Source organism: Actinoallomurus vinaceus, assembly GCF_039542055.1.
Classification (GTDB): domain Bacteria; phylum Actinomycetota; class Actinomycetes; order Streptosporangiales; family Streptosporangiaceae; genus Actinoallomurus; species Actinoallomurus vinaceus.
Genome location: NZ_BAABHK010000003.1, coordinates 185,847 through 210,318, shown reverse-complemented (window position 1 = coordinate 210,318; position 24,472 = coordinate 185,847). Strand labels below are relative to the sequence as shown.

At 70.3% G+C, this 24,472-nt stretch carries 22 protein-coding genes; 7 read left to right on the top strand and 15 right to left on the bottom strand.

Translation table 11 applies throughout. From position 1 onward, the window contains the following. Positions 1–4: 4 nt before the first annotated feature. From ABEA24_RS12065 to ABEA24_RS12050, 4 genes are read right to left on the bottom strand one after another with little or no spacing between them, the layout of a single operon-like run. The gene (locus ABEA24_RS12065; RefSeq protein ID WP_345430827.1) at positions 5–562 is read right to left on the bottom strand and encodes a hypothetical protein; all 558 of its coding nucleotides are present in this window, start codon (positions 560–562) and stop codon (positions 5–7) included. 55 nt (positions 563–617) lie between these two features. Beyond that, complete coding sequence (locus ABEA24_RS12060; protein WP_345430826.1) at positions 618–1,799, bottom strand: hypothetical protein; 1,182 nt, start codon at positions 1,797–1,799, stop codon at positions 618–620. Between the two features lie 55 nt (positions 1,800–1,854). After that, positions 1,855–2,331 carry a hypothetical protein gene (locus ABEA24_RS12055; RefSeq protein WP_345430825.1) on the bottom strand — a complete coding sequence of 159 codons (477 nt, stop codon included), beginning with the start codon at positions 2,329–2,331 and terminating at the stop codon, positions 1,855–1,857. Positions 2,332–2,386: 55 nt separating this feature from the next. Then, positions 2,387–4,075, bottom strand: a complete 1,689-nt coding sequence (locus tag ABEA24_RS12050) for a hypothetical protein (RefSeq protein WP_345430824.1) — start codon at positions 4,073–4,075, stop codon at positions 2,387–2,389. Positions 4,076–4,296: 221 nt separating this feature from the next. On the opposite strand from ABEA24_RS12050, the gene ABEA24_RS12045 reads away from it, so the two are divergent. Further along, entirely contained in the window at positions 4,297–6,777 is a 2,481-nt protein-coding gene (locus ABEA24_RS12045; protein WP_345430823.1) for an NACHT domain-containing protein, read from the top strand. A gap of 77 nt (positions 6,778–6,854) precedes the next feature. On the opposite strand, the gene ABEA24_RS12040 is transcribed toward ABEA24_RS12045, so the two are convergent. Continuing rightward, positions 6,855–7,856: an alpha/beta hydrolase gene (locus tag ABEA24_RS12040; RefSeq protein ID WP_345430822.1), complete on the bottom strand. Its 1,002-nt coding sequence runs from the start codon at positions 7,854–7,856 to the stop codon at positions 6,855–6,857. 162 nt (positions 7,857–8,018) lie between these two features. Next, a complete protein-coding gene (locus ABEA24_RS12035) occupies positions 8,019–8,516 on the bottom strand; it encodes a universal stress protein (RefSeq protein ID WP_345430821.1) in 498 nt (165 codons plus the stop codon). Positions 8,517–8,558: 42 nt separating this feature from the next. On the opposite strand from ABEA24_RS12035, the gene ABEA24_RS12030 reads away from it, so the two are divergent. Continuing rightward, entirely contained in the window at positions 8,559–9,035 is a 477-nt protein-coding gene (locus ABEA24_RS12030) for a MarR family winged helix-turn-helix transcriptional regulator (RefSeq protein ID WP_345430820.1), read from the top strand. 50 nt (positions 9,036–9,085) lie between these two features. Here the strand turns inward: ABEA24_RS12030 and ABEA24_RS12025 are convergent, their stop codons facing one another. Continuing rightward, positions 9,086–10,126, bottom strand: a complete 1,041-nt coding sequence (locus ABEA24_RS12025; protein ID WP_345430819.1) for a mechanosensitive ion channel family protein — start codon at positions 10,124–10,126, stop codon at positions 9,086–9,088. Between the two features lie 997 nt (positions 10,127–11,123). On the opposite strand from ABEA24_RS12025, the gene ABEA24_RS12020 reads away from it, so the two are divergent. After that, complete coding sequence (locus ABEA24_RS12020; protein WP_345430818.1) at positions 11,124–11,942, top strand: hypothetical protein; 819 nt, start codon at positions 11,124–11,126, stop codon at positions 11,940–11,942. A gap of 147 nt (positions 11,943–12,089) precedes the next feature. Here the strand turns inward: ABEA24_RS12020 and ABEA24_RS12015 are convergent, their stop codons facing one another. After that, on the bottom strand, positions 12,090–12,242 hold the full coding sequence (locus ABEA24_RS12015; protein WP_345430817.1) for a hypothetical protein: 153 nt from the start codon (positions 12,240–12,242) through the stop codon (positions 12,090–12,092). A gap of 57 nt (positions 12,243–12,299) precedes the next feature. On the opposite strand from ABEA24_RS12015, the gene ABEA24_RS12010 reads away from it, so the two are divergent. Continuing rightward, on the top strand, positions 12,300–13,919 hold the full coding sequence (locus ABEA24_RS12010; RefSeq protein ID WP_345430816.1) for a WXG100-like domain-containing protein: 1,620 nt from the start codon (positions 12,300–12,302) through the stop codon (positions 13,917–13,919). Further along, positions 13,876–14,562 carry a pentapeptide repeat-containing protein gene (locus tag ABEA24_RS12005; protein WP_345430815.1) on the top strand — a complete coding sequence of 229 codons (687 nt, stop codon included), beginning with the start codon at positions 13,876–13,878 and terminating at the stop codon, positions 14,560–14,562. The genes ABEA24_RS12010 and ABEA24_RS12005 overlap by 44 nt, the downstream gene beginning before the upstream one ends. 117 nt (positions 14,563–14,679) lie before the next feature. On the opposite strand, the gene kynU is transcribed toward ABEA24_RS12005, so the two are convergent. After that, positions 14,680–15,861, bottom strand: a complete 1,182-nt coding sequence (gene kynU / locus ABEA24_RS12000) for a kynureninase (RefSeq protein ID WP_345430814.1) — start codon at positions 15,859–15,861, stop codon at positions 14,680–14,682. Between the two features lie 12 nt (positions 15,862–15,873). Next, positions 15,874–16,719 carry a tryptophan 2,3-dioxygenase gene (locus ABEA24_RS11995; protein ID WP_345430813.1) on the bottom strand — a complete coding sequence of 282 codons (846 nt, stop codon included), beginning with the start codon at positions 16,717–16,719 and terminating at the stop codon, positions 15,874–15,876. A 135-nt stretch (positions 16,720–16,854) separates the two neighbouring features. Between ABEA24_RS11995 and ABEA24_RS11990 the strand changes: the two genes are divergently transcribed. Both ABEA24_RS11990 and ABEA24_RS11985 read left to right on the top strand, forming a co-directional pair. Beyond that, positions 16,855–17,304 (top strand): Lrp/AsnC family transcriptional regulator, encoded by a 450-nt coding sequence (locus ABEA24_RS11990; protein WP_425551173.1) that lies wholly within the window; start codon positions 16,855–16,857, stop codon positions 17,302–17,304. Further along, entirely contained in the window at positions 17,280–17,906 is a 627-nt protein-coding gene (locus ABEA24_RS11985) for an AAA family ATPase (RefSeq protein WP_345430811.1), read from the top strand. The genes ABEA24_RS11990 and ABEA24_RS11985 overlap by 25 nt, the downstream gene beginning before the upstream one ends. Positions 17,907–17,916: 10 nt before the next feature. Here ABEA24_RS11985 and ABEA24_RS11980 read toward each other — a convergent pair whose 3' ends face one another. The 5 genes from ABEA24_RS11980 to ABEA24_RS11960 form a co-directional block, all read right to left on the bottom strand. After that, a complete protein-coding gene (locus tag ABEA24_RS11980) occupies positions 17,917–18,369 on the bottom strand; it encodes a cysteine dioxygenase (protein ID WP_345430810.1) in 453 nt (150 codons plus the stop codon). 233 nt (positions 18,370–18,602) lie between these two features. Then, positions 18,603–20,228 carry a long-chain fatty acid--CoA ligase gene (locus ABEA24_RS11975; RefSeq protein WP_345430809.1) on the bottom strand — a complete coding sequence of 542 codons (1,626 nt, stop codon included), beginning with the start codon at positions 20,226–20,228 and terminating at the stop codon, positions 18,603–18,605. 640 nt (positions 20,229–20,868) lie between these two features. Next, positions 20,869–23,418 (bottom strand): FtsX-like permease family protein, encoded by a 2,550-nt coding sequence (locus ABEA24_RS11970; protein ID WP_345430808.1) that lies wholly within the window; start codon positions 23,416–23,418, stop codon positions 20,869–20,871. After that, a complete protein-coding gene (locus tag ABEA24_RS11965; protein WP_345430807.1) occupies positions 23,418–24,185 on the bottom strand; it encodes an ABC transporter ATP-binding protein in 768 nt (255 codons plus the stop codon). Before ABEA24_RS11965 ends, ABEA24_RS11970 begins: the two co-directional genes overlap by 1 nt. Beyond that, positions 24,182–24,412 carry a hypothetical protein gene (locus tag ABEA24_RS11960; RefSeq protein WP_345430806.1) on the bottom strand — a complete coding sequence of 77 codons (231 nt, stop codon included), beginning with the start codon at positions 24,410–24,412 and terminating at the stop codon, positions 24,182–24,184. The genes ABEA24_RS11965 and ABEA24_RS11960 overlap by 4 nt, the downstream gene beginning before the upstream one ends. Positions 24,413–24,472 lie beyond the last annotated feature (60 nt).

The following is a 24,472-nucleotide window of genomic DNA, read 5'->3' as shown; positions in this document are numbered from 1 at the left end:
TCTCTCAGATGCCCACCACCGCGAGGTGGCGGGAAGGACGGTGACGTCGCCAGGCGACGGCAAGGAAGGCGATCAGTCCGACGACGGGCAGGGCGCAAAGGGTCCAGCTCAGTGCCAGCGGCGGGCCGGGCTGGTCGAGGACGGCGATGCCGTCGAGGGTGCCCGTTCCCTGGCCCTTGGGACCGTCGATGGTGAAGGTGAAGCTCCACGGGCCGGCCGTGGACAGCGACCGAACGTCCAGGCCCCAGACGTCCCGTTTGCGCGGATGGCGGGACAGCGGCCCCCCCATGCGCATTCCCGCCTTCATACCGGGGCCGGTCATGCCGAGGGTGCCGGACTTGCCGGTCAGTCCCCCGTCGGGGGCGAAGGTGAAGTCCAGCGACTGCATGGCGCGCAGCGGCCACTTGGAGAAGCCCACGGTCAGGTGGTACGGGCCGGCCTGCACCTGCTCGGTGTGGACGATCCCGACCGGCGCGTATGCCTGTGCGGACGGGGCCGAGACCAGGATCGCGGCGCCCATGGTGCACAGGGCGAGGAGCAGGGCGCGGGCGCGGCGCTTCACCGGCCGGCGCATCGTGCGGGCCGGTGACGCTAGGGGCGTTCGGAGGTGCATCGGGTCAGCGGCCTTCCTGGTCGGTGGCGGGGGCGTTGAGGTGCAGCAGAACGGCGAAGCGGGCGGCGAGGTGGCCGGCCAGGGCACCGAACGCCAGCCCGAGGAGCGCGTCGGTCAGGACCGCGGTCGCGGATGTGGTGGACGGGCCCATCGGCCCTGCGCCCGCCCCTCCGTGGAGCATCGACGTCTGCATGAGCATGGAGGAGCTCAGCACCAGGCCGCCGACGGCGCCGGTGAGCTGGGGCAGCCAGCGCCCCGACCAGCCCCGCCTACGCCCCAGCCGGAGCAGCGCCTCGATCACCAGGGCCGCGGCGAGCATGAACATCGGTATGCCGGAAGGGAGTTCAGGGGGCATGTGCCGGAGGTTGTCCCGCAGGGGCAGCCCGACGTGGGCCGCGTAGGCCTTCGTGGCCCACGGCGAGAACCACCAGAGAAAGACCTGCATGACGCCGAGGACGGCAGCGATGGACAGGGCCACCCCCCGGCGGCGCAGGGTGATCGCTCCCATGAGAACGAAGCAGACGGCGAAGAGGACGGTGCCCGCGAGCCGGGGGTCGACGGCCGGGGACACTCCGTTGAAGGCGTTGGTGGTGATGGGGGTGAACGTGATCAGCACGGGGATGCTGACGACGAGCCCGATCCGGCCCCAGCGCCGTGCGCGGGCGGAGGCGAAGATGATGACGCTGCCGACCATGGTCAGGCTGATGGAGATGAACAGGGCGACGTGCGGCGGGGAGTTCAGCACCGCGTCGAAGCCGTACAGGGAGTGCCACCACAGGTCCATCAGGCCGTACAGCAGGAACAGCGCGGCGCCGGTTCCGGAGACGAGGTACCCCAGGGGCGCGGTGAACGTGCCGCAGAGAACCCGGACCGGACTGCCGCCGACGGTGGGGTCGGCGGGACGTCCGGCTCGCCCGGCGAAGGTGGCGCGCAGCACCATCACCAGGCTGGCGATACCGGCGATGGCACTGCCGGAGTACAGCATCAGGTGGGAGAGGGTGAAGAAGGTGTCCGGGCCGACGTCGACGTGCCACTGCACGTCCCAGCTGATGCCGACCAGCGACATCAGGGTGCCGGCCAGCACGGTGTACGCGCCGGCCGCGCCGGCCGGCTGGGGTCGCGGCGGGCGGTCGGGCGGGGACGGTCGGCCTGGGCCGGTCAGCGTGGGCGCGGGGACGGGGTCCATCGGGCATACCTTTCTGCGTGGATGTACCGGGCCGGCGCGGAAGGGCGCGGCGCGATCAGCGGGAGACGGTGAGCGGGAAGACGAGCCGGTCGTGGCGGCCGTTGCCGTCGACGGCGACCAGGAACTCCCAGCGGCCGGGCATCATCAGCGGGAGGCCGGCTACGTGGTAGTGGTCGTCCGGGGCCCGTACGGCGGTGAAGTCGGGTACCGCGTGGCCCGCGGTGGGCAGCACCGCGGAGACCGTGACGACCGGTGATGGCCCGCTGGTCACGGCACCGTGGCGCGGTACGAGCCGGACATCGACCGCGGTGGTGCCGGTGACGGGCGCGGAAACCGTCAGGATCACCACAGCTTGGGCGGTGCCGCCAGTGAGCGTCGCCGCGCCTTGCGGGGTGTCGTCGGACGCGGACCGTGCCGTGGCCGACCACGGCGCGCACAGGGAATGGAGCGCCAGCGCGGTGAGCAGGGCTGCTGCCAGGACCACCGCGGCTACCAGGAGCCGCCGACCGGACGGCGACGTATGCCCGATCATGAGCCCTCCTTCGTCGGAGGAGTGATCCAGGCGCGCGTGTTCTTGATTCGTTCGCTCATGGGGTCTTTTCCGACGTGCCGGTGACGTACAGCAGGTAGGGGACGGTCAGGACCGTGTTGTCGCGCTCGGCCTGGATCCAGATCCGGTAATGGCCGGCGGTCGGGAAGGTGTAGACGAAGGAGACGTCGGGGCCGTAGGCGGCGACGGTCTCGTCGGCGGTGCTGTCGCCGTTGACGGAGGTCAGACCGCTCATCGAGTTCATGTCCGAGGACGAGGACGATGCCGACGACGGGCCCGTCTCCATTCCCTTCATCCCCTCCATGCCCGCCGTCCCCTCCATGCCGTGCATGTCGTGGGTGCCGCCCGACACCGTGCCCATGGAGTGGGAGTGGGCCCACACCTGGGCACCCTGCGTCGCCGTCCCCACCGCTGCCGCGGGCGAGACCGGGCCGACGACGATCAGGTGTCCGAGCATGCCGAGCCAGGGCTGCAGCGTTGCCGTGTCCCCGACGCGGGCGGTGAGGACGGCGGCCTTGCCCGCCACCGGCGAGGACGCGGTCAGCCGTACCCGGACGCCGGCCACGGTCCGCGAACCGGCCCCCGCGTGCGTCGGAGCGTCACCGGACGTGGTCCGCGCGGCGGCGCCGGAGTCGGACACCGCGTCGATGCCGGTGGCGGAGCGGAGCTGCTGGATGCCGCCACCCCGGCGTTCGAACTCGGCGGAGAGCGCGTAATGGCCGGCCTCGGGCAGGGACAACGGGACCTCGAATTCGCCGGCACTGGTCCTTATGGGGTGCAGGTGCCACAGCTGTCCCGAGGGTCCGATGACCAGCAGGTGCAGCAACGCCCCGTCGTGTGCGACGACGTCGTCCACGGGCAGGCCGGTGGACGCGTCGGACAGGGTCAGGCGCAGATCGTCGACCTTGCCCGCACGGACCGTTGAAGACCACAGCAGCAGCGTGGCCGGCGGGCGCGAGTAGTCGCTGGTCTGCTGCCCGACGTAGGCGTAGGGATCGCGGACGCCGTCGACGGTGGCGTCGACCTGGCCGCCCTGGGACGGCGGCAGCGGCAGCCGGGACGACAGCAGCGCGCCGGTGACCGCCACGGCCAGGCAGGCGACCAGCCCGCCGGCCGGCACCAGCGTCCACCAGCCGCGGCGCACGCGTACGGCGACCAGGACGGTGACGAGGAGAAGGACCCCGGCGCCGCTGAATCCCACGTAGACCGCGGTCTCCGCCGGCGAGGTGGTCTGCTTCGACACGACGAAGGGAATCGTCGCGGTCCTCGTCCCGTCGCTGAGCGACAGCTCCCACGGGCCGACCTGCGTGACGTCCAGCACGCCGGAGTAGGACCCCGGCCGGCTCCCCAGTGTGACCACGGCGGTGTCGACGTCCGTGCCCGACGCCGAGGCGGCGGACGCGGACGTGGAGACCCCGGTGGGTGTCACCGCCAGCGTGAGGCGGCCGGCGGACGTGCCCGTGTGGGTGATCACGTCCACGTGCAGGGGTCCGGGCACACCGGTGACCCGGCGCAGGATGACGGTCAGCTCCCGGTCGCCGAGCGTCTGGGCGACCTGCATGTCGCCGCCGGCGGTGGAGTCCGCGACGGCGAGGGGGCTCATGGCGAACAGCAGGGCCATGGCGCTCAGCAGGACGGCGAGTGCGGCGCCGAGGCGGTGCCGGGGGGAATGAGCCGTACGCGAAGGCGTGTCGTGTGCCGTCGTACGAGCGGCGGTCTCGTTCATCGTGCGGGCAGCCTAGTACCTAACCGCTAGCTAATGGATAGCGGTTAGCCAAAAGGAGACCCTGCGCGCCGTACAAACGGCTGATCGCTCTCTCCTCCGCGGTCTGGCACTCCTGGACCGCTGGACGATCACGGAGCGGCGGGAGACGATGACTCCACCGAGATCCGGCTATCGGGCGCGACCGAGACGAGCGGTCGCCGAAGGCCGTAGGGAGATACGCGATGGCAGGCGGCGACGGGCGGAACGACGAACGGATCTCTCGCCCTGATCTCGGGGCCGCGGACCCGGCATCCAGGCCACGTGACAAGTCGGAACAGGCCTCGGAACGCCGTCGGCGGGGCAGCGAAGGTGGGGAGTCCGAGCCCTTGCCCGGCGTCGAGGATTCCGGGGAAGAGCTGAGAGTCGGCGATCGCGCGGTCGAGGACTGGTCTGCGCGACACGGGCCGTCACGCCGTTTCTGGCGTAAGTCGATCAGTATCGGGATCGGCCTCACCGTCGCCGGTATCGCGGCCGTGGCGGCGCTCCGGGTGGCGAAGGGGTACTTCAGCGAGCCGGGACACGCCGCCGCGCTGTGGACCTGGGCCGAGCGCATCAGCTGGATCGTGGCCATCATCGGTGTGAGCCTCGCAGGACTGGTCTCATGGTTCGCATCGTTGGTGCGCGGGCGCGACAGGCGGGGCGTGCGCAGGTCGCTGCGGCGCGAGCAGGTGATGCTGAAGAAGATCCAGGTCCGCGCGGTGGAGATCTCCGGCCACGCGCACACCGGTCACTACATCTCGCCGACCTTCATGATCCTCGGGCCGGCGAAACGCGGGAACAAGCATCGGCAGAGTTACCGGAGCGTGCCCCGGCAGCGTTTTGACAGTGGAGGCATCAGGGAGCTTTATGAGTATGCCGGTGAGGAGCTGGTGCTGCTCGGGAACGCCGGTATGGGCAAGTCGACGCAGCTGGCCGAACTCGCCCGCGTGCTGGTGACGGAAGCGCTCGATGAGCTCACCAAGAGGTCGGGTGAAGGTCAGGGATTAGCGCCCATTCCGCTGCTCGTCGGTCTCGCCACCTATCGGGGGCAGGAGTTTGAGGACTGGCTGGTCGCGGAGACCCATCGATCCTACGACGGGGTCCCGAAAACGTTGATCCGGGCCTGGCTGGACGATGACCGCGTGCTGCCGATCCTGGACGGACTCGACACCGTTCCCCAACAACATCGACGCGAGTGCGCCAAACAGATCAACCGCTACCGGCGACGTTGCACGGGAATCGTCGTGAGCTGCCGGGACCGCGACCACCAGTTGGCCCATACCATCGGTGCCGCCATCTATGCCGAGCTCGCTCCGCCGAGCCGGCCAGAAGTGCAACGATATTTACAGGCATGCGGAGGCTCCGGCGCGCTGTCCGACGTCCGGGCCGCGCTTGCCTCGGACAGCGGCCTGTGGGGGCTCCTGCAGTCGCCGTTGATGCTCAATGTGATCCACCACACTTATATGGATCGACCGGCGTCGGAGCTGCATCAGCCAGGAAGCCCAGAGCTGCGCCGGAGCCGGATTTTCGACGCCTACATCGGTCGCATGCTCGAACGGCCGAGCCGGTACTCGGCAGCGGCGACCGTGAGGTGGCTGTCCTGGTTGGCCCGCATGCTCGACAAGCACGGAGAGGAGGTCTTCTATCTCGATCGGTTGAGCGAGTCCTGGGTGCACAAGGAAGACCTGAAATTCACCAGATCCCTGCCGAGAACCGTATATGTAAACGGGGTCGTTCTGCTCGCGCTGGGCTGGTTGGCGCTGGCCAGGTTCGTCGGTGGAGGCCATTTCAATTTCGTGTCTGCCATCCCGTATGTCATCGCCGTACTCGGCATATCGGTTTTCACCTTGGTGGTGTCGCGTGGTCCTGCCCGCCCCTGGGATTCTGGGAAGCTTGGCGTCATGGCCGTGCCTGCCCTCAGCGTGAGTGCAGCGTCCTATTCTGGAACTTCACACGTTCTTGTCGGGATCGTTTTTATTTGGGCGGTCATCACTTCTCTTTCGCAGCTTACGCTTGCCGGATTGGATCCTGTCGAGCAGCTGCGCTGGTCTTGGAAGATTCGGCTCCGGGCCGGAATTCCCGGGAGGTCGGCGGGAAAATATCATGCGTTCTTCGAGATGATCGGGGGCATACTGATCGGGATCTGTATGGCGTCCGCGTTCAGACTCTTCGGCATCGGCCCCATCTCCGCCACGGTCGTCGTGGAGAGCTGTGTCGTCGTCCTGGTGCTGAGTCTGCTGGAGGGATTCGAGCCGGACCTTCGGAAGACGCGGAGCCGCCCCAATGAAGGGATCCGCCGGTCGGCTCGGTATGCGATGGTTCAGGGCACCGTCTACTTGCTGGCGACCGTCGCGCTGATGGGCCCCCTGTTGACGCTCACGTCCGATGGCGATTTGTACGCCATGCGTATGTGGCTCGTCGCTCTGCTTCTTGGCGGGTTGTTCGGGGCGGCGCAGGCCTACCGCTATGGAGGACTGGCGTGTCTCCACCACTGGGCGATCCGGTCGGTCCTGAGCGCTCGGCGAAGGATCCCCTTGCGGTATGAGCACTTCCTGCGCGATGCGGAACAGCGCATCCTCGTCCGCCGCGTCGGCAGCGGCTTCGCGTTCCCGCACCGGCTGCTCCAGGAGCACCTCGCGGCGAAACGCGAAGAGGACGCCTTCCCGGTCCGGGAAGCGAACTGACCTGCGACGGCACCGACCGACCCGGCCTGGACCTCCAGCCGGCTCGGATCAACGGGACGGCGGGGCCGATGACCTGGTCAGCCGAGCTTCTTGGCCGTGAGCGCCTTCATCATCAGCGGCCACGCGGTGTGCATCTCCGGCTGCCACGTCGACCAGTCGTGGTAGCCCTTCTGGTAGATGTGCGCGGTGACGGGGATGTGCAGCTTGCGGAGCCGGTTCACGAGCGAGACCGTCGTCGCGCCGCAGACGACCTCCTGGAGCTCCACCGGTTCCTTGCCGCCCGTCGGGTCGTTCGGGCCGGGCAGCCCGGTGAGGCCGCTGGCGAGGTAGAGCCCGGTCCCCTTGAGCTTCGCCGCGAGGACGTACGGGTCGTTCGCCTTCCAGTTCTTGTCGTCGATGCCGGGGATGCCCCAGATCCGGAACGGGTCGTACTTCTCGCTCGCCTCGAACATCACGAGGGCGGGCACACCGGTCTGTGTGAGGTGCAGGACGCCGCTGAGCGAGACGGCGTACTTGAACATGCCCGGGTGGCGCGCGGCGTACTTGACCGCTCCGTACCCGCTGGAGGACACGCCCATCGTGGCGCGCCGCGTGCCCGCGCGGTAGTTGCGCTGCATCAGCTGGAGGAGTTCGGAGGTGTGGAAGGTCTCCCACTTGGGCTTGCCGCGCTTGCCGCCGTTCCACCAGTCGGTGAACCAGCCCGCCCACCCGGTGTCGGGCATCACGACCATCACGTCCCACGAGGCGGCGACCTTCGCGATGTCGGTGCTCCGGGTCCACGACACGTACGTGTCCCGGCCTCCGTGGTAGGCGTACACGACCGGCCAGGACTTCCTGGCCGAGCGGGACCAGCCCCGCGGCACCAGGACGCGGACCGGCACCGACGCCCCGAGCGCCGGGGATGAGACCGTGAGGTCGACGGTGCGGGCGTCGATCCAGTGCTCACCGGTGATCTTCGCGCCGTCGTCGGCGGCGACCCTCTTCACGGCCGCGCCGGCCGTTTCGGGCAGGACGCACACCGAGGCGACCACCGTCAGGAGGACGCCGGTGAATCCGCGCGTGAAACCGCCAGCGACCATGCGATGTCCACCGCTCTCCGTACCCGCACGATGAGGCGACCTCACCGAACGTGATCTTCATCCGAGGAGTCATCACCCTTGCGGAATCGCGGGTCGTTCGCTGCGCACGGGACGCACGAAAACGGCGCGGCGATTGGCACCGGCGCACAAAACGCGGAACGGTCAGGGCGCGGTGGTGGCGAGGTGGACGGGGTACTCCCGGGACCGGGCGAGCCGGCGCGCGGGGCAGCGGTGGAACCACCGGGACCACCGGCCGGAGCGGACGGACTGCCCGACGAACAGCGCGTCGCCGTGCCGGGCGATGGTCATCTCCCGCAGGCGCTTCTCGGGCCGGCCGCTGACGACGGCGAACTCCCAGGCACGGCCGGTCGGATCGAGGATCTGGACGGAGTCGAGCCAGGCCTGCATCTCCATGAGGTCCCGGCAGTCACGGCTGATCAGCGCCGCGCCGGGGGCGACGAGTGCCGTCAGCTCACCGAGACTCGGCTGCGGGCGGACGTGCACGCAGAGGATGTCGGCGTCGGCGCGGGCGGCCTCGTCCGCGGCCTGGCAGAGCGCGGCACGGCCGGAGTCCGATCCGTCCACGCCGACGACGAACAGGGGCCGGTGCCGTGCGTCCCGGGCGGCGTCGTCGGAGCCCGGGGTGAATGATTCGTCCATGATGGCCTGCTCCTCACTCGGACTCCATAGTACGCTATATAGATGACCGATCGGGGTGATACAGCGACCAGAAGTGACGAATCGGCCGACCTTTTCGACGACTTCGTCGATGCGGTGCTGGACTTGCTGCGCGCGGCGCGGCGTACGGGCGGCGCCGCGAACAACGTTCCGGGCGACGCCATCTCCGTGCCGCAGCTCGTGGTCCTGGGGGCGGTCAGCGTCGTGGGGGACCGCGGGGTGTCGGCGGTCGCGGAGCAGGCCGGGCTCGCTCAGCCGACGGTCACCCGTGCCCTGACGGCCCTGGAGCGCCGGGGAATGGTCGCGCGGACCCCGCACGCCCGCGACGGCCGGAGCATGTGCCTCACTCTGACCGCCGCGGGGCGGGCCGTGCTGGAAGAGAAGCGACGGGACCTCGTCGGCCGCTTCGCCGAGATCTGGGAGTCCCTCGCCGCCGACGAACGCGAACACGCCGTGTCCCTCGTCCGTCGGCTGTCAGCCGTCACCGACCGGCTCGTCTGAACCCGATCACCGACCGGCTCGTCTGAAGCCGGTTCCCGGCCGTCCTGCCGTCAGCGGGCCGAGCCGGCGCCGGCGAGGATGAGGCTGCCCTGAGGGAAGGGGATGTCGATCCCCTCATTGCGGTACCTGCGGTGCAGCCGCTTGATGAACTCGTGGACGACCAGGTACTGGTCGGTGAACTCCCGGGTCCGGAGGTTGACCGAGAACCCGATGCTCGACTCGCCCATCGTGTTGAACCGGACGGAGGGCTCGTAGTCCGTCACTCCGCCGTCCACGGTGGCCATCACCTCCTGGGCGACGTCGAGGGTGACCTTCTCGACGTGCTCCAAGTCGCTGTGGTAGCCGATGACCACCTTCACGGAAATCGACATGTCCTGCGCCGGCCGGTGGTAATTCGTCACGATCGCGTCGGCGAACCGTGAGTTCGGGACCACGACCAGGTTGTCGGGCAGCTGGCGGATCGTCGTGTTCCGCCAGTTGATGTCGATGATGTAGCCCTCCTGGCCGCTGTCCAGTCGTACGAAGTCGCCGGGCTGGACCTTCCTCGACGCCAGGATGTGCACTCCGGCGAAGAGGTTGGCGAGCGTGTCCTGCAGGGCCAGCGCGACCGCCAGGCCGCCGACGCCCAGTGCGGTCAGCAGCGGGGTGATGGAGATCCCGAGGCTCTGCAGGAGGATGAGGCCGCCGATCCCGACGACCACGACCCGGACGATGTTGACGAAGATCGTCGCCGACTGCGCGACGCCCGACCTGGCCAGCGCGATCGAGGAGACGACGCCGGCGGCGAACCGCGCGATCGCGATGGAGATCGTCAGGATGAGGACGGCCACCAGGACGCGGCCCGTCGTCGTCCGGATGCCCGGTTTGAGGTGCAGGATCAGTACCGAGACCCACAGGCCGAGGACCGCGCAGGGCACCACCGCGAGGTCGCGCAGCAGCTTGAAGAACAGGTCGTCCCAGGTCCAGCGGGTCTTCCCGGCGCGGTGGGTGAGCCAGCCCAGGAGAGTGCGCAGGCCGAAGCCCGCCGCCACCGCGGCGATGGTCACGGCCACCGCCACGACGAGTCGCTGCCAGTCCAACGGCTCGGTCACCGGCCGCCTCCCGCCGGGAGCCGGTCGTGCGATCTCATGGAAAGGCACCAGCCGGCGGTCGGGTGACCGCCGTACTCTGCCGCCGGCCGAACGCAGCCGGACGTCATCATTCAATTCCTCCTTCTCGGGCGGGCGGCCTGGCCGGAGACCCCGCTTCGCGCGGGCGGCCTGGCCGGGAATCCCCGCGAATGACCCACCGGGTGCGGTGGCATTCGCCGGGCAGGGCGCGTTCGCGTCGGCCTCCCGGTGTCGTGTCCTGGCGAGGACACCGTCAAGATCGGGCAAATGCCGCATCGCGTCGCCGCTGACAAGATCGAGCGTATCCAGCCCGCCGTTGGCGCGGTGGGAACTTGCGGCTTTTCTGGCGAAAAGCCTGGTAGGCGGCTTTTCTGCGGTATGTCGCACTTGCGTGGTCACGCAGCGCTTCTCTCGCCGTCCGGACGGCCGTTGGCCAGGTACGGCCAAGATCGCTACTGACCGGTTGACCTGGTGGGGTTCGCCGTTTTAGATCTTGGTCACCGGTTCGGCCGGGGGCTCGTCCGGTCGGCGGATCCCCCGCCCCGGAGCCCCGACGACCTGCGCCGTGCACCGTAACAACCCAGTGCGTCACCGCCTTCGACCGAAGGCGGTGACGCATCTCGACCGTGGCTGCATCTGCCACTTACCTGAGAGGTACCTGGTTGACTTCTCCCTCAGCCGAAGCAGGGGGATTCAACCCTCGCGGGTTGAGCTTTCTGCTTCACGGCCCGTCACCGACCCGGAACACCGGCAAGGGACGGAGTGCCGCCCATCGGTCTTACACAGACTCCACAGACCTGACATCCCGCCAGCCCGGCGGTAGGCCCGGCGGGCTTGGTTATCGCCCGACGAGCGAAGCTAACGCTACACGTAGTCAGAGACTATATGCGGAGAGTGGCGGAAATCTGCTGAGGTGGATTTCCGGTCCTTGCCCTGCTCCGCAGAATCCGACTCCTCCCTCGCCTGAAGGCCTATCTCGATGAAGTCGATCACGCGCCGCCTCCTGGCCACGGCCACCGCCGCCCCCATCGCGCTCGCCCTGACCGCCCCCGCCGCCCACGCCGACCCCTCCCCGGTCAAGGTCGACTTCACCTCGTGCCCCGACCGGCTGCCGGTCGGGGCCGACCCGGCCCAGTGGTGGTGCAACATCTTCGTCGTCGGCGGCGGATCCATGAAGCTCGGCGGCATCACCCAGCCGCTCACCGAGCACATGACGATCAGCGTGGCCAGCGGCCCCGACCGCGCCGGCAAGCAGGTCCAGATCGTCACCGTCACCGCCAAGCCGATGACCGTGCCCGGCGGGGCGCTCGGCATCCCCGGCACCGAGAACCTGCCCGGCGTCAAGCTGCAGGCCCTGCCGAAGTACGTCGGGAACTTCGGGCTGACCATCGACGACAGCGGCAACCTGCACTCCACCATCGACCTGCGCATCAAGCTGATCAACGCGCTGCTGGGCACCACGTGCTTCATCGGCACGACCAAGACGCCGATCAAGCTGAACACGACGGTGGACCCGACGAGCCTCACCCCGTACGACGGCGACATCATCGGCCTGACCCTGAACGACAACGCCTACAGCGTCCCCGGAGCGAGCGGCTGCGGCCTCCTCACCCCGGTCGTGAACCTCCGCGGCGGCCTGCCGTCGGCCTCCGGCCAGAACACCGCGAGCATGCGGACCTACCTCGCGACCAAGGTGTACACGGACCTGTACCCCGCCCTGCGCAAGAAGGCGCGGTCCAAGCCCGCCAAGAACCGGCTGCCCTTCAACCTGCCGAAGACGATCCTGCGGCACAAGTAGCCGGGCGCGGCCCGCCCCCGGTGGCGGGACCCGCGCCCTCGGAACCGCCCGGGGCGGACTTGCCGGACCAAGTTCGTCCCGGGCATCTGGCGTGGCCGCTCGCGGAGGGCCCGGCGTGGACCAGGCGCAGGTTCAGTTGGTGCTCCATCACAGTGTTCCTTTCTCGGGAGTGAAGGCGAGGACGACGCGGCTGTGCCGCTTGTCCAGGACCGCCCCGTCCGGCAGATCAGCCCAGAAGGGCGACTTTGAAATCGCCCTGGGGTTACGACGACGGTCGAAAACCTTGGGCAGAATGTTCACCTTTATATAAAGTCGTGCACCGCCGAGAGCGAGCGATTCGGCTCAGGGGGGCGCGATATGACTTCGGATTCGGTCCGGTTTTCGGTCGAAGTGCTGGTGTATTACGCACCGCGGTTTGCCGAAGCCGGAGCGGCGCTTTCGCGGGCAGGCACCACGGCACAGCGCCGGCTGGAGGGACTCGGGTCGTTTTGGGGTTCGTCCTGGCCAGATGAAGCCTTCGCCGAATCCTATCGACCGGCCCAGCACTCACTGCTGATCACGGCGCAGCAATGCGCGGGTGACCTGCGGCAGATCGCCGGCCGCATTCACCAGATGGCCCACAATTATGGCGTCACCGAAGCCAACGTCACCGCCGACATCGACCGCATCGGCCAAGCCGCAAGCCAAGAAGCACGGCTCCTGCACGGCACCGGCGGCCTGCCACCTCCGCCCGACGTACCCGAACGCACCCCACCACCTCTCCCACGTACAACTCCGAACCCGACCTCCAACCCGTCACCGAATCCACCAGCCCCAGCCCAGCGACCGAAATCCACCCGAACGGCATCGCCGACGCCGACGCCGACACCGGAGGCATCACCGGACCCGAACGCCTGGAAGAAAAGCGGAGCCACCTCCTTCCTTGGACCGTTCCCCACCGGCAAACCAGAACTGATCGAGCAGGCCGCCGAGGCCTGGCGCGACCTCGCCACCGCGCTGCGCACCGCCTGGATGGACACCCAGCACTATGCGGCCTACGTGCTGGCCGAAAATGAAGGCCATGCCGCCGACGCGTTCGCCGCCCAGGTGCGACAGCTGGTGGACTCCACCAGCGGATCGCTCACACTGACCCTGCAAGGATGCGAGCACACCGAACGCGCCTGCTGGGACCAGGCCCAGGCGATCCGTGACCTGAAGCACCAGTTCGTAGAACTGGCGGCTGAGTTCGCACTCACCTTCGTCATCGGCGAGATCATCTCCGCGATCTTGGCTGCACCCACCCTGGGCGGCAGCGAGGCCGCCGGCCAAGCCGCCGAAGCCGCCGAAGCCGGCGGGATCACCGCCCGCGCCACGGCACTGCTCCGCCAGTTCATCGCGGCGGTCGTGGCCCGCATGAAGGCCGTCGGCACAGCGCTGAAAGACCTCGCACGTGTGCTACCGAAGGCGGAACGAGAGGCCTCCGGACTGGCCAAGTCGACCGAAGCTGCGGGGCGTAGGCTCCTCGGAGACGGCAAGACCCCTATCAAGGAGCTGGATCCGCAAGAGCGAACGGAACTTGCTCAATATCGCGACAATCTGGCACAGGAGAACCCAAGTCTCTACGATTCGCTCCTGAAGGACCCCGATCATCTAAGAAGGGACGGCTCGTACGCAATTGACGATGGTGCTCACGAAGAGGCGAAGACCGCGTTGTCGTTGCGAGAGGATGGCCGGGTCCCCGCCGACTTCCAGCGTCCGCCGGGAAGAGGTCAAGGCGACTTCTATTCGCCCAGCACAGGAAAATATTATGACGTCAAAGAAGTGACTTCATCGAGTAATTTCAGAGTTAATAATTTTGAAAATAAACTAGAGGCGCAATTTGCACTATCCCGAACTCCGATCATTGACACGCGAAACGCCTCGCAAGCTACTATTGATCAGATAAAATCCATGATTGCTCGTCGCGGATGGGGTAATGATGTCATCTGGTACCCCTAACAACGTCCCCAGGCCATCCGCCGAATCGGTCCACGCGTGGCCCTACGACAGAGCGGCCTGTGCGGCACTGAACTCCTATATCGAGCGGCGCGCGGAGGACGAGAACGTGGCCCTGGTGGGTGCACATCTCGACTTTCGTGGCGCAGATCTGCGTGGTCTGGAACTCCATCGTGCGGACTTCACTGAAGCCACCCTCGAGGGCGTCTCTTTTGTCGACTGCATGATAAATCACGCCGACTTCACCGAATCGTCCATCGTCGGAGCGAAGTTTGTTAATGTCGAGATGATAGGCGCTGACCTGTTCCGGGTTTCAGGTGAAGGCGCAAGCTTCGTCGACGCGTGGCTCTCGGGCACCGAAGCCGAGTTCGCCGATCTGCGGTCCGCCGACTTTCGTAATGCCTTCCTTGGCGGGGTGAGCTTCGTGAAGTCCGACCTGACCGGCGCCGACCTGCGGGGCGCGAAGGCGGAGCACACCCTGTTCACCAACTGCAAAATCGCAGATCTGCGGTTGACCGGGCTTTCGGGAACCGTTGTCGGACCGAGCCTGGTCGGGAGTGATACCGAACTCGCTGATGAGCTGCTTCAGAACTGGTTCCACGAGCGAGGAGCGGATATCACAGTCGCGCCAATTCATCCGTCCTGAGATCGAGCGGCATGCCGGCCCGCTGGCCGCCCGATCCGGCACGCCCTACAGGTGGCCTACGGCCATCAGACGGCGGGGACCCTAACCTTCCGGGACAGAACGGCCAGGGGTGTCCGGTCAGGCCGTCGTGACGATGTCGGCGAGGACCCGGGCGGCGTGGAGGGCGTCGGCGTAGGTGACGTAGAGCGGGGCGAAACCGAAGCGGAGGACGTTGGGGGCGCGGAAGTCGCCGATGACCTCACGTTTGATCAGCTCCGTCATCACGGCTTCGGCGGCCTCGTGGCGGAGGGACACCTGGTGGCCGCGCCGCTCGTCGCGTGGCGTCAGCACCTCCACCGTGCCGGGCGGGAGCAGTTCGTCGACGCACTCGATGAAGAAGCCCGTCAGGGACAGGCCCTTGGCACGGACGTCGGCCAAGGCCACGCCGTCCCAGACCTCCAGGGCCGACTCCAGGGCGAGCAGGGACAGGATGTCGGGGGTGCCGCAGCGGGCCCGCTCGACGCCCTCGGCCGGGACGTAGTCCGGGGCCATGGCGAACGGCTCGCGGTGGCCGCCCCAGCCGGAAAGCGGCTGGTCGAACGTCTCCTGCAGGTCCCGGCGTACGTACAGGAACGCCGGCGCGCCCGGCCCGCCGTTGAGGAACTTGTAGGTGCAGCCCACCGCGAGGTCGACGCCGAGCGCGTCGAGCGCGATCGGGAGCACGCCGACGCTGTGGCACAGGTCCCAGACGACGCGCGCGCCGGCCGCGTGCACCAGCTCCGTCACGGCCGCCATGTCGTGCAGACGGCCCGTCCGGTAGTCCACGTGGTTGAGCAGCGCCACGGCGGTGCGCTCGCCCAGCGCCGTCGGCAGTTCGTCGACGTCCACCGCCCGCAGCACCGTGCCGGTGAGCTCGGCGACGGACGACGCGATGTACCCGTCGGTGGGAAAGGTCGCGGCGTCGACGAGGATCTCCCGCCGCCCGGGGGCGAGCCGTACGGCGGCCACGAGGGCCTTGAAGATGTTCACGCTCGTCGAGTCGGCGACGACGACCTGGCCGGGGACGGCCCCGATCAGCGGGGCGATCCGCTCGCCGACCCGCTGGGGTGCCTCCCACCAGCCCTCCGACCACGACCGGATCAGCCGTCCGCCCCACTGCTCGCGGACGACCCTCCCCATCTGGTCGGCGACCCGGCGGGGCGGGGCGCCGAGGGAGTTGCCGTCGAGGTAGACGGTGCCGGGCGGCAGGTCGAACTCGGCGCGAAGGCGCGCCAGGGGATCCGCGGCGTCGAGCTCGGCGGCGCGTACGGTCAGGTCCATCAGCGGCGATCCTCACACATGGGAACGGGCGGTCCACAGCTCCGGGAAGACGTCCCGGCGCGCTCGCTTCTCCAGCCAGGCCACCCCGGCGGAGCCTCCGGTGCCCGGCTTGGTCCCCATCGCCCGGCGGGTGGCCATCAGGTGGTCGTGACGCCAGCCGGTGAACTCCTCGGCGACGTCGGTCAGAGCCTCCCCGAGTCGGACCGCCTCGCCGGCGCCGGTGGCGTAGATCTTTGCCCAGACCTCTTCCACGGCCGGGTGCGGGTTGTACGTCTGGGTGAGGTCCCGCTCGAGCACCTCGTCGGGTACGGAATGGCCACGGCGAGCCAGCAGCGCGAGGGCGGCGTCGTACACGCCCGGCTCGCCGAGCGCCTGGGACAGTTCGGCGTGCTGGGCGGGGACCGACCGGTGCGGCACGAGCATCGACGCGGACTTCTCGCCGAGCAGGAACTCCACGTGCCGGTACGCCGCCGACTGGAACCCCGATCCCTCACCGAGGGCGTCGCGGAACGCGTTGAACTCCCGCGGGGTCATCCGGGCGATCGGCAGCCAGGCGGCGCGCAGCGCCTTCAGGTGCCCGGTGCAGCGGCGCAGCGCGGCGACGCCCTCGCGGACGTCGTCGGCCCGCAGCCGGTCGCGGGCGTGCCTCAGGTCGAAGACCAGCAGCCCGAAGTACAGCTCCATCACCTGGGTGACGACGAGGAACGACATCTCCAAGGGCTCGTCGGTGACGGGCCTCTGGAGCTCGTGCAGGGTGGACGCGTGCACGTAGTCCTCGTACGGCGTGGTGCCGCCGAAGTCGAGCTTCGGTTCGACGGCGGAGTGCAGGGGGCAGCCGGAGGATGCTTCGGTGGTCACCTTTGACCTCCTTCGTCACTTTGTGTACGAAAACCATTCTGCGCGGGTCGATCCCGAGGTCACAGGGGCGATGCGGAAGACCGAAGCGGCAATCTTTTACGATCGTCACTGAATATGGCGATTAGTCTTACGTTCGTGAGAACCGACCTCGACGCCGTCGACTGGGCCCTTCTGGGGGCGCTCCAGGAGGACGCGCGGCTGTCGTACAACGAGCTCGCCCGCAGGGTGCACCTGTCCGCCCCGACGGTCGCGCAGCGGGTGCGCCGCCTGGAGGAGACCGGGGTGATCACCGGCTATCACGCCCAGGTCGATCCGGCGGCGGCCGGGTTCGCCGTCGTCGCCCAGGTCCGGATGAAGTGTTACGGGGCCCGCTGCATCACCGTGCACCCGGAGCTGCTCGACGACCTCCCCGAGGTCCTCGAGGTGTCCCGGCTCACCGGGGACGTGTGCTCCATGGTCCTGATCGCCACCACCTCGGTCGCCGAGCTCGAGCGCATCCTGGTGCGCCTCGCGTCCCACGGCGAGACCAGCTCGGCGATGGTCCTGTCCAGCCCGATCCCGTGGCGACCGCTCACCCCCGCCTGACGGTGATACGGGAACTCGGCGCCCTGCTGAGGGAGGCTCCGCCCCGGGCCGGCCGTACCCGCGTCATCGCGATCGACGGGCGGTCCGGCTCGGGCAAGTCGACCGTGGCCGCCCTGCTCCGGGAGGAGCTGGATGCCCCGGTGGTCGGCCTCGAGGGCCTCTACGGCGGCTGGGACGGCCTGGAGCACGGCGTGGATCTGCTGGTCTCGGAGGTGCTCGAGCCGCTCGCCGCCGGGCGCGCCGCGCGCGTCCCGCACTACGACTGGATCGACCAGGTGTGGGGCGATGCGATCGAGCTGTCGCCGCCGGGGCTGCTCATCGTGGAGGGCGTCGGCGCCGGAGCACGCCGTGCCGCCCGTCACGCGAGCGTGCTGGTGTGGCTGGAGGCGGCGGACCGGACCCGCCGGCGGCGCGCGCTGGACCGCGACGGTGACACGTACCTGCCGCACTGGGAACGCTGGGCGGCGCAGGAGGCCGCGATGCTCGACCGCGAGGCGACCCGCGACCGGGCCGACGCCGTCGTGCGAACCGACGCGACCCCGTCACAGCGTCTGGACCTCGGCGCACTGCGGTTCGAACGCCGGCCGGGAGCGGCCCGATGACGGCGGCGTCTCACCAGTCGTCCGCGCGCTCCTCGACCAGCTTGATCAGGCCGCCGTCGACGAGGTCGTAGCGGTTCATCGTGGTGAGCCGGGGCGAGTACACGTGAACGCTGACCGCCGGGGCGGTCGAGGCGTTGGTGACCGAATGGATGTAGTCCGGCCCGAACTCTCGGAAGTCGCTGGGCCCGAGGTCGCGTTCGACGGCCAGGTCGTGCTCGCGCAGGCTCCCGAGGGCGACGGCGAAGGCCCCGCGGGAACCTCCGTGGTCGTGGAAGCCGGTCGACTGGCCCGGCAGCCAGCTGAGCAGCCAGATCTCGTGATCGTCGTCCTGGTGGAGGCGCTCGTACCAGCGTTCCTCGGTGCTCAGGCGTACGCGGTGGATCCATTCGTCGGGGGCGGTCGCCAACCGCCGGGCGATGTCGGCCAGGCGGGTCCGGGCAGGCGCGGAAGTGCTCGCGGCCATGTACTAATGCTCCTGTTCACTCTGAGGTCGTTGGGTTCACGCGGGTACGGGCGTGGTACACAGCGCGCTCGCCTGCCGTCGCAGGTCGACGGGCAGGTTCAGCCAACGAGGGACCTCGGAGTGCATGGATCGAGCATGGCGGCAATTCCCTAGTAAGTCAATCTGGATGGTCCGGAAGCTTTCGCGTCCTGCCGTTCACTCGCGGCGATCGCGACCGGCCTCTCAGGTGAGTGTCAGAGCCGCTCGATCTTGACCTCGTCGGCGCGGTACCGGGCCCGTAGCGGCTTCTTGTCGAACTTGCCGACCGTCGTCTTGGGGATCTCGGCGACGAACGCCCAGTTCTCCGGGACCTGCCAGCGTGCGACCTTGCCGGCCAGGAACTCGGCGAGTTCGGCCGCGGTCACGGAGCGGCCGTCGCGGGTGACGACGAAGGCGAGCGGGCGCTCGTCCCAGCGCGGGTCCGGGATGCCGATCACCGCGGCCTCGAGGACCGCGGGGTGGGAGACCAGGTGGTTCTCCAGCTCGACGGAGGAGATCCACTCGCCGCCGGACTTGATGACGTCCTTGGCCCGGTCGGTGATCTGGAAGAAGCCCCGGTCGTCGACCGTGCCGATGTCGCCGGTCCGCAGCCAGCCGTCGTGGAACTTCTCCGGCGCGGGATCGCGGTGGTACGAGCCGGTGATCCACGGCCCGCGCACCTCGATCTCGCCGACGGACGTGCCGTCCCAGGGCAGCTCCTCGCCCAGCGCGTCGACGATGCGCATCTCCACGCCTGCCGTGACGCGGCCCGACTTCAGGCGCCAGTCGACGTCCTCCGGGGTGCCCGGCTCCACGCCGGGCGGGGGGAAGGCCATGCCGCCGAGCGGACTGGTCTCGGTCATGCCCCAGCCCTGGATGATCCGCAGGCCGTACCGCTCCTCGAAGGCCTCCAGCAGCGCGCGGGGCGCGGCGGCGCCGCCGGAGGTGCCCGTCCGCAGCGACGACAGGTCGATCTCGTGGGCGGCGCCGTGGTTGAGGATCGCGCTCCAGATCGTCGGCACCGCCGAGGAGACGGTGCTGCGCTCGGCCGCGATGAAGGCGGTCAGGTGCTCGGGCTGGAGGAACGGCCCCGGCATGTGGAGCGTCGCCCCGGACAGGAACGCGGCGTATGGCAGGCCCCAGGCGTTGACGTGGAACATCGGGACGATCGCGAGCACGCGGTCCTTCTCGGTGATGCCCAGCAGCGACGCCGACGTCGCGGCCAGGGCGTGCAGGAAGGTCGAGCGGTGCGAGTAGACGACGCCCTTCGGGTCGCCCGTCGTGCCGCTGGTGTAGCACATCGACGCGGCGGCCCGCTCGTCGAGCTCGGGCCAGTCGAACCCGGGCTCCTCGGCCGCCAGCAGCTCGTGGTACCGCAGCACGCGAGCCCTGCCGAGGGCGGACGCGTCGCCGTGGCCCACGACGATGAACGTCTCCACGGTGGGCAGCCGGTCGGCCACGCGGGCCAGCAGCGGCACGAGGGAGTCGTCGACGATGATGACCCTGTCCTCGGCGTGCTCGACGATGTGCGCGAGCTGGTCGGGGAACAGCCGGATGTTCAGCGTGTGCAGCACCGCGCCCATCCCCGGGACGGCGAAGTACGCCTCGAGGTGCGCCTGATTGTTCCAGCAGAAGGTCGCCACGCGGTCGCCCTCGTCGACGCCCAGCCGGGAGAGGGCGGCGGCGAGCCGTTCGGCGTTCTCGGCGATCTGGCGGTACGACGCCCGGAGCGGCTCGCCGCCGGTCCAGGTCACGCACTCGCTGCCGCCGTACACGCGGGCCCCGTGCCGCAGAATCGCGGAGACGGTTAGGGGGAATTCCTGCATCGTGCTGGCGATCATCGCGGCCCTTCCGACACACATACCGACCGGTCGGTAGCAGAGTAGGAGCGCCACCTCCGACCCGTCAACGATGTCCCGGCGAGGACGTCCTGCGCTGAACGGTGCCTCCCGATGAACCGGCCGCCCACGTCGGACCGGCTGCCCGTGTGGGAGCGGTCGCCCGTGCGGGGCCGGTGGCCGCGGTGGACCGGCCGTCCGTGCGGGACCGGAGGCTGCGGGGACCGGCTGCCGGTGTTCCGTGTCGGACCGGTTGGCCGTGTCTGACCGGTTGGCGGCCGCGTCGAAGCGGTCGCTCGCGTGGGGACCGGCTGCCCATGTGGGACCGGCCCCCGTGTGGGACGGGTGGCTGCGGTGGACCGGCCCCTGCGTCGGACCGGCTCCGCGCCGGACCAGCTGCCCGCGTGGTGCCGGTGTCCGTGTGGGATCGGCCGCCCGCGTGGGATCGGTGGCCGCGTCGGACCGGCCCCCGCCTCGGACGGGCCGCCCGCGTGTCCGCGTGGGGCCGGTGGACCGGCTGCCCGTGTGGGGCCGGTGTCCGTGTGGGATCGGTCGTCCGTGCGGGGGCCGGCCCGTCTGCGTGGGGCCGGTGGACCGGCCGTGCGGTGAACCGGTGGCCGGAGCCGGCGCACCGCGCGGCCGGTCAGGAGCGCTGGGCGAGGACGGCCGCGGGCGCCGCCCGGAGCGCGGCCCGGGCCGGGAGCTCGGTGGCGAGCCAGGCGATCGCCACGACGAGCGCCGCGATCGCCGGCAGGAGCCAGACCGGTCCCGCGGCCCACGGGCGGCCGAGGAAGCCGGTGCCCAGCAGGGCCAGCGGCACCGCCGACAGTGCGATCCCGGCGCCGACGGCGGCGGCGGAGATCAGCGCGGCCTCGCGGCGCACCATCGCGACGATCTGCCGTGGGGTGGCCCCGACGAGCCGGAGCGAGGTGAACTCGTCGCGCCGCTGCGCGGCCGAGGCCGCCAGCCGGTTGGCGACCGCCAGCAGGACGTATCCCAGCAGGACGGCGAGCACCACGACGTTCACCCAGACCTCCGGCGGCGTCTTCGTTCCCCCGACACCGTCGGGGTCCCCGGCCTGCACGCCCGGTTCCCGCGTGGCGAGCGCGGCGAGCGCGCGCCGTACCTCCGGGCCCCGGCCCGGCGCGGCGCGGACGAGCACCCTGTCGGCCAGGCCGGTCGTGGTGTGACCGTCGACCAGGTCGCGCGAGGCGACGACGTCCCCGAAGCCCAGGCTCCGGTCGTATATGGCGACCACCCGTACGGCGGCCGTGGTCCCGTCGCCCAGGATCACGGAGACGTGGTCGCCGACGTGGGCGCCGCGGGCGAAGGCGGTGCTCCTGCTGATCGCGATGGCGGTGCCGGTGAGGTCGCTCAGCGCGCCGTCGCGGAGCCCGAGGTCCAGGACACCCGTCGCGTCGGACCCGGTGACGAGCGTCCGGTACGACGCGACCATCGTGGAACCGTCGTCGCGGTACGGCCACAGCACGGTCGTCGTGGCCACCGGCACGGCGGCCGCGACGCCGGGCGTCGTACGGACCTCGTCGGTCAGTCGCGCGGGGACACCGCCGAGGCCCGGCGCGGTGACCGTGACGTCGGCGTGCGTGGCCGCCTTGGCCTGGTGGTCGGTGGCGGCCATCAGCGTGGTCTGGGTGAGCGCGTAGCTCAGCGTGAAGGCGACGGCCATGCCGAGCGCCGTGACCGCCCCGCCGACCCGGACGGCGTAGCCGTGGCCGTTGCTGACCGCCAGCCAGGTCGTCGGCGACGTGCGGCGCGGCAGCCGCCCCAGCAGCGCGCCGCTGCCGCGTTGGACGAGGTACGGTCCGGCGAGGCCGAGGCCGATGACCGCCAGGATGCTCGCCGAGCCGGTGGCGATGGTGGCCTCGGCGGTCCGGAGCACCAGGGGAACGGCCGAGCCCACCATCGCGCCGACGATGAGCAGCAGCCCGATCCGGGTCCGTACGAGCGCCGGCTGCCGAGGGTCGGTCCGCGACTCGGCGACGGCCTCGGTCGCCGACATCCGCGAGGTACGGAACGCGGCGCTCAGCGCCGAGACGCGGACTGCGGCGGACAGCAGCAGGGCGGCCGCGAGGCCCGGCAGGGGACTCCAGGCGAGCGGCAGGCGGTCCGGCAGCACGCCGTGCTCGGTCAGCAGGTCGCCGAACCGGCCGGCGAGGAGATAGCCGAGCGCCACCCCGAAGGGGAGAGGGAGCAGCGCGACGGCACCGGTCTGGTCGGCGATGAGGCGGCGGACCTGCCGCGGTGTGGCGCCCACGGCCCGCATGAGGGCGAGGTCGCGGCGCTGCCCGGCGATCGACACCGAGAGCGCCCCGGCGACGACGAACCCGACGATCATCAGGACGACCCCCGAGATGGAGCCCGCGAGCATGAACAGCAGCGTGCGGGCCGTCGACGCGCCGGGCTCCTCGACGTCCCCGCGTGCGGCGCCCGTCGTCACCGTCAGGTCGCCCCGGCCGTCCGCGCGCAGGGCCTGGCGGACGCGCGCGGCCAGGCCGCCGACATCGGTGCCGGGGGCGGCGCGGAGCGCCACCAGGTCGACCGTCGCGCTCTTCGGGCCGGTGTCCCGGCCGGCCAGGTGGGCCGCCGTGGCGTCGGCGAAGTAGACCCCGGGCCGCCCGCCGACGACGGCGGACACCCGGTACTCGTGCCGCAGGCCGGCGGCCACGACCGCCACCCGGTCGCCGGGGGCGACGCCGGCCCGCGCGGCGGTGGCGGCGTCGAGCGCCACCTCACCGGGGCCGGCCGGAGGAGCCCCGCGGACGGCGCCGGGCCCCGGCAGCGTCCGCGACGACCAGCCGTGCCCCGCCGTCCCCGGGTCGGCGGCCGGACCGACGATGGCGCCGCCACGCCCGACGACGGCGGCGGGCAGGCTGACGTCGCCGACCGAGGAGGCGACCCCGGGCAGCCCGCCCAGCAGACCGGCGATGCGCGCGGGGATCGGTGCCCGCTCCGGCAGCGGCTCGGCCAGGTCCTCGTCCTGGTCGACCGACTGCCGGGCGGAGACGATGACGTCCGCTCCGGCGAGGCGCTCGACCGGGACGTGGGAGCGCAGCCCCGACTCGGCCAGCACCCCCGTGGCCGTGAGAAAGGCCGACCCGCCCAGGACCGCGCAGACGATCGCGACGAGCGCCCCGATCCGGCCGCGGGCGAGCAGCAGGGAGATCCGGAACATCAGCGGCCTCCCAGCGAGCTCAGCCGGCCCGCGAGCTCCTGGGCCGTGGGGTCGCCGATCACGTCGACGATCCGCCCGTCGGCCATGATCAGGGCTTCGTGGGCGCGGGCCGCGGCGGCCGGGTCGTGCGTCACCATCACGATGGTCTGGCCGAGCTCGTCCACGATCTGGCGCAGGAGCGTGAGGACGTGCCCGGAGCTGCGGACGTCGAGCGCCCCGGTCGGCTCGTCGGCGAACACGATGTCAGGGCGGGCGGCCAGCGCCCGGACGATCGCCACCCGCTGCTGCTGCCCGCCGGACATCTCGGCCGGGCGGCGGTGCAGCGTGCCGTCCAGGCCCGTGCGGTCGACCAGCGCGCGGATCCACTCCTGGTCCGGGGCACGGCCGGCGAGCCGCAGCGGAAGCGTGATGTTCTGCTCGACCGTCAGGGAGGGGAGCAGGTTGTAGCCCTGGAACACGAAGCCGATCCGGTCCCGGCGCAGCACCGTGCGCCGGGCCTCGTTCAGGCTGCCGAGGTCCGTGTCCCCGACCATCACGGTTCCCGACGTCGGGGTGTCCAGCCCCGCCGCGATCTGAAGCAGCGTGCTCTTGCCCGAGCCGGACGGCCCCATCACCGCGAGGAACGTGCCTCGGGGGACGGTGAGCGACACGTCGTCGAGCGCGGTCACCGCCACGGTGCCCGTACGGTGCACCTTGGTGACCCGGTCGAGGCCGATCACCTGTCCCGGCGGTGCGGGACGGATGTCGGCGGATCCGCCGCGTCTCATGCCCGCCCCCGCCGGAACCGGTCCGCGATCAGCCAGGCGACGCACAGCACGGTGACGACGCCGAACGCCAGGCTCACCGCGATCGGGAGCCCGGCCGTCGAGGTCGCCGCGTTCCCGGCGGCGCTGATCACCAGCACGGTCCAGAGGGCCGTGCGCAGCGCGCCGATGCCGTGCCGTTCCGGGGCGGCGGCACCGCGCTGGTCGATGCGATAGGGGTCGTTCGTCATGGGTCCTCCTTGGTAGGGCCACGACGCTACGGACCGCGCCGACCTGCGACGATCCCGCTC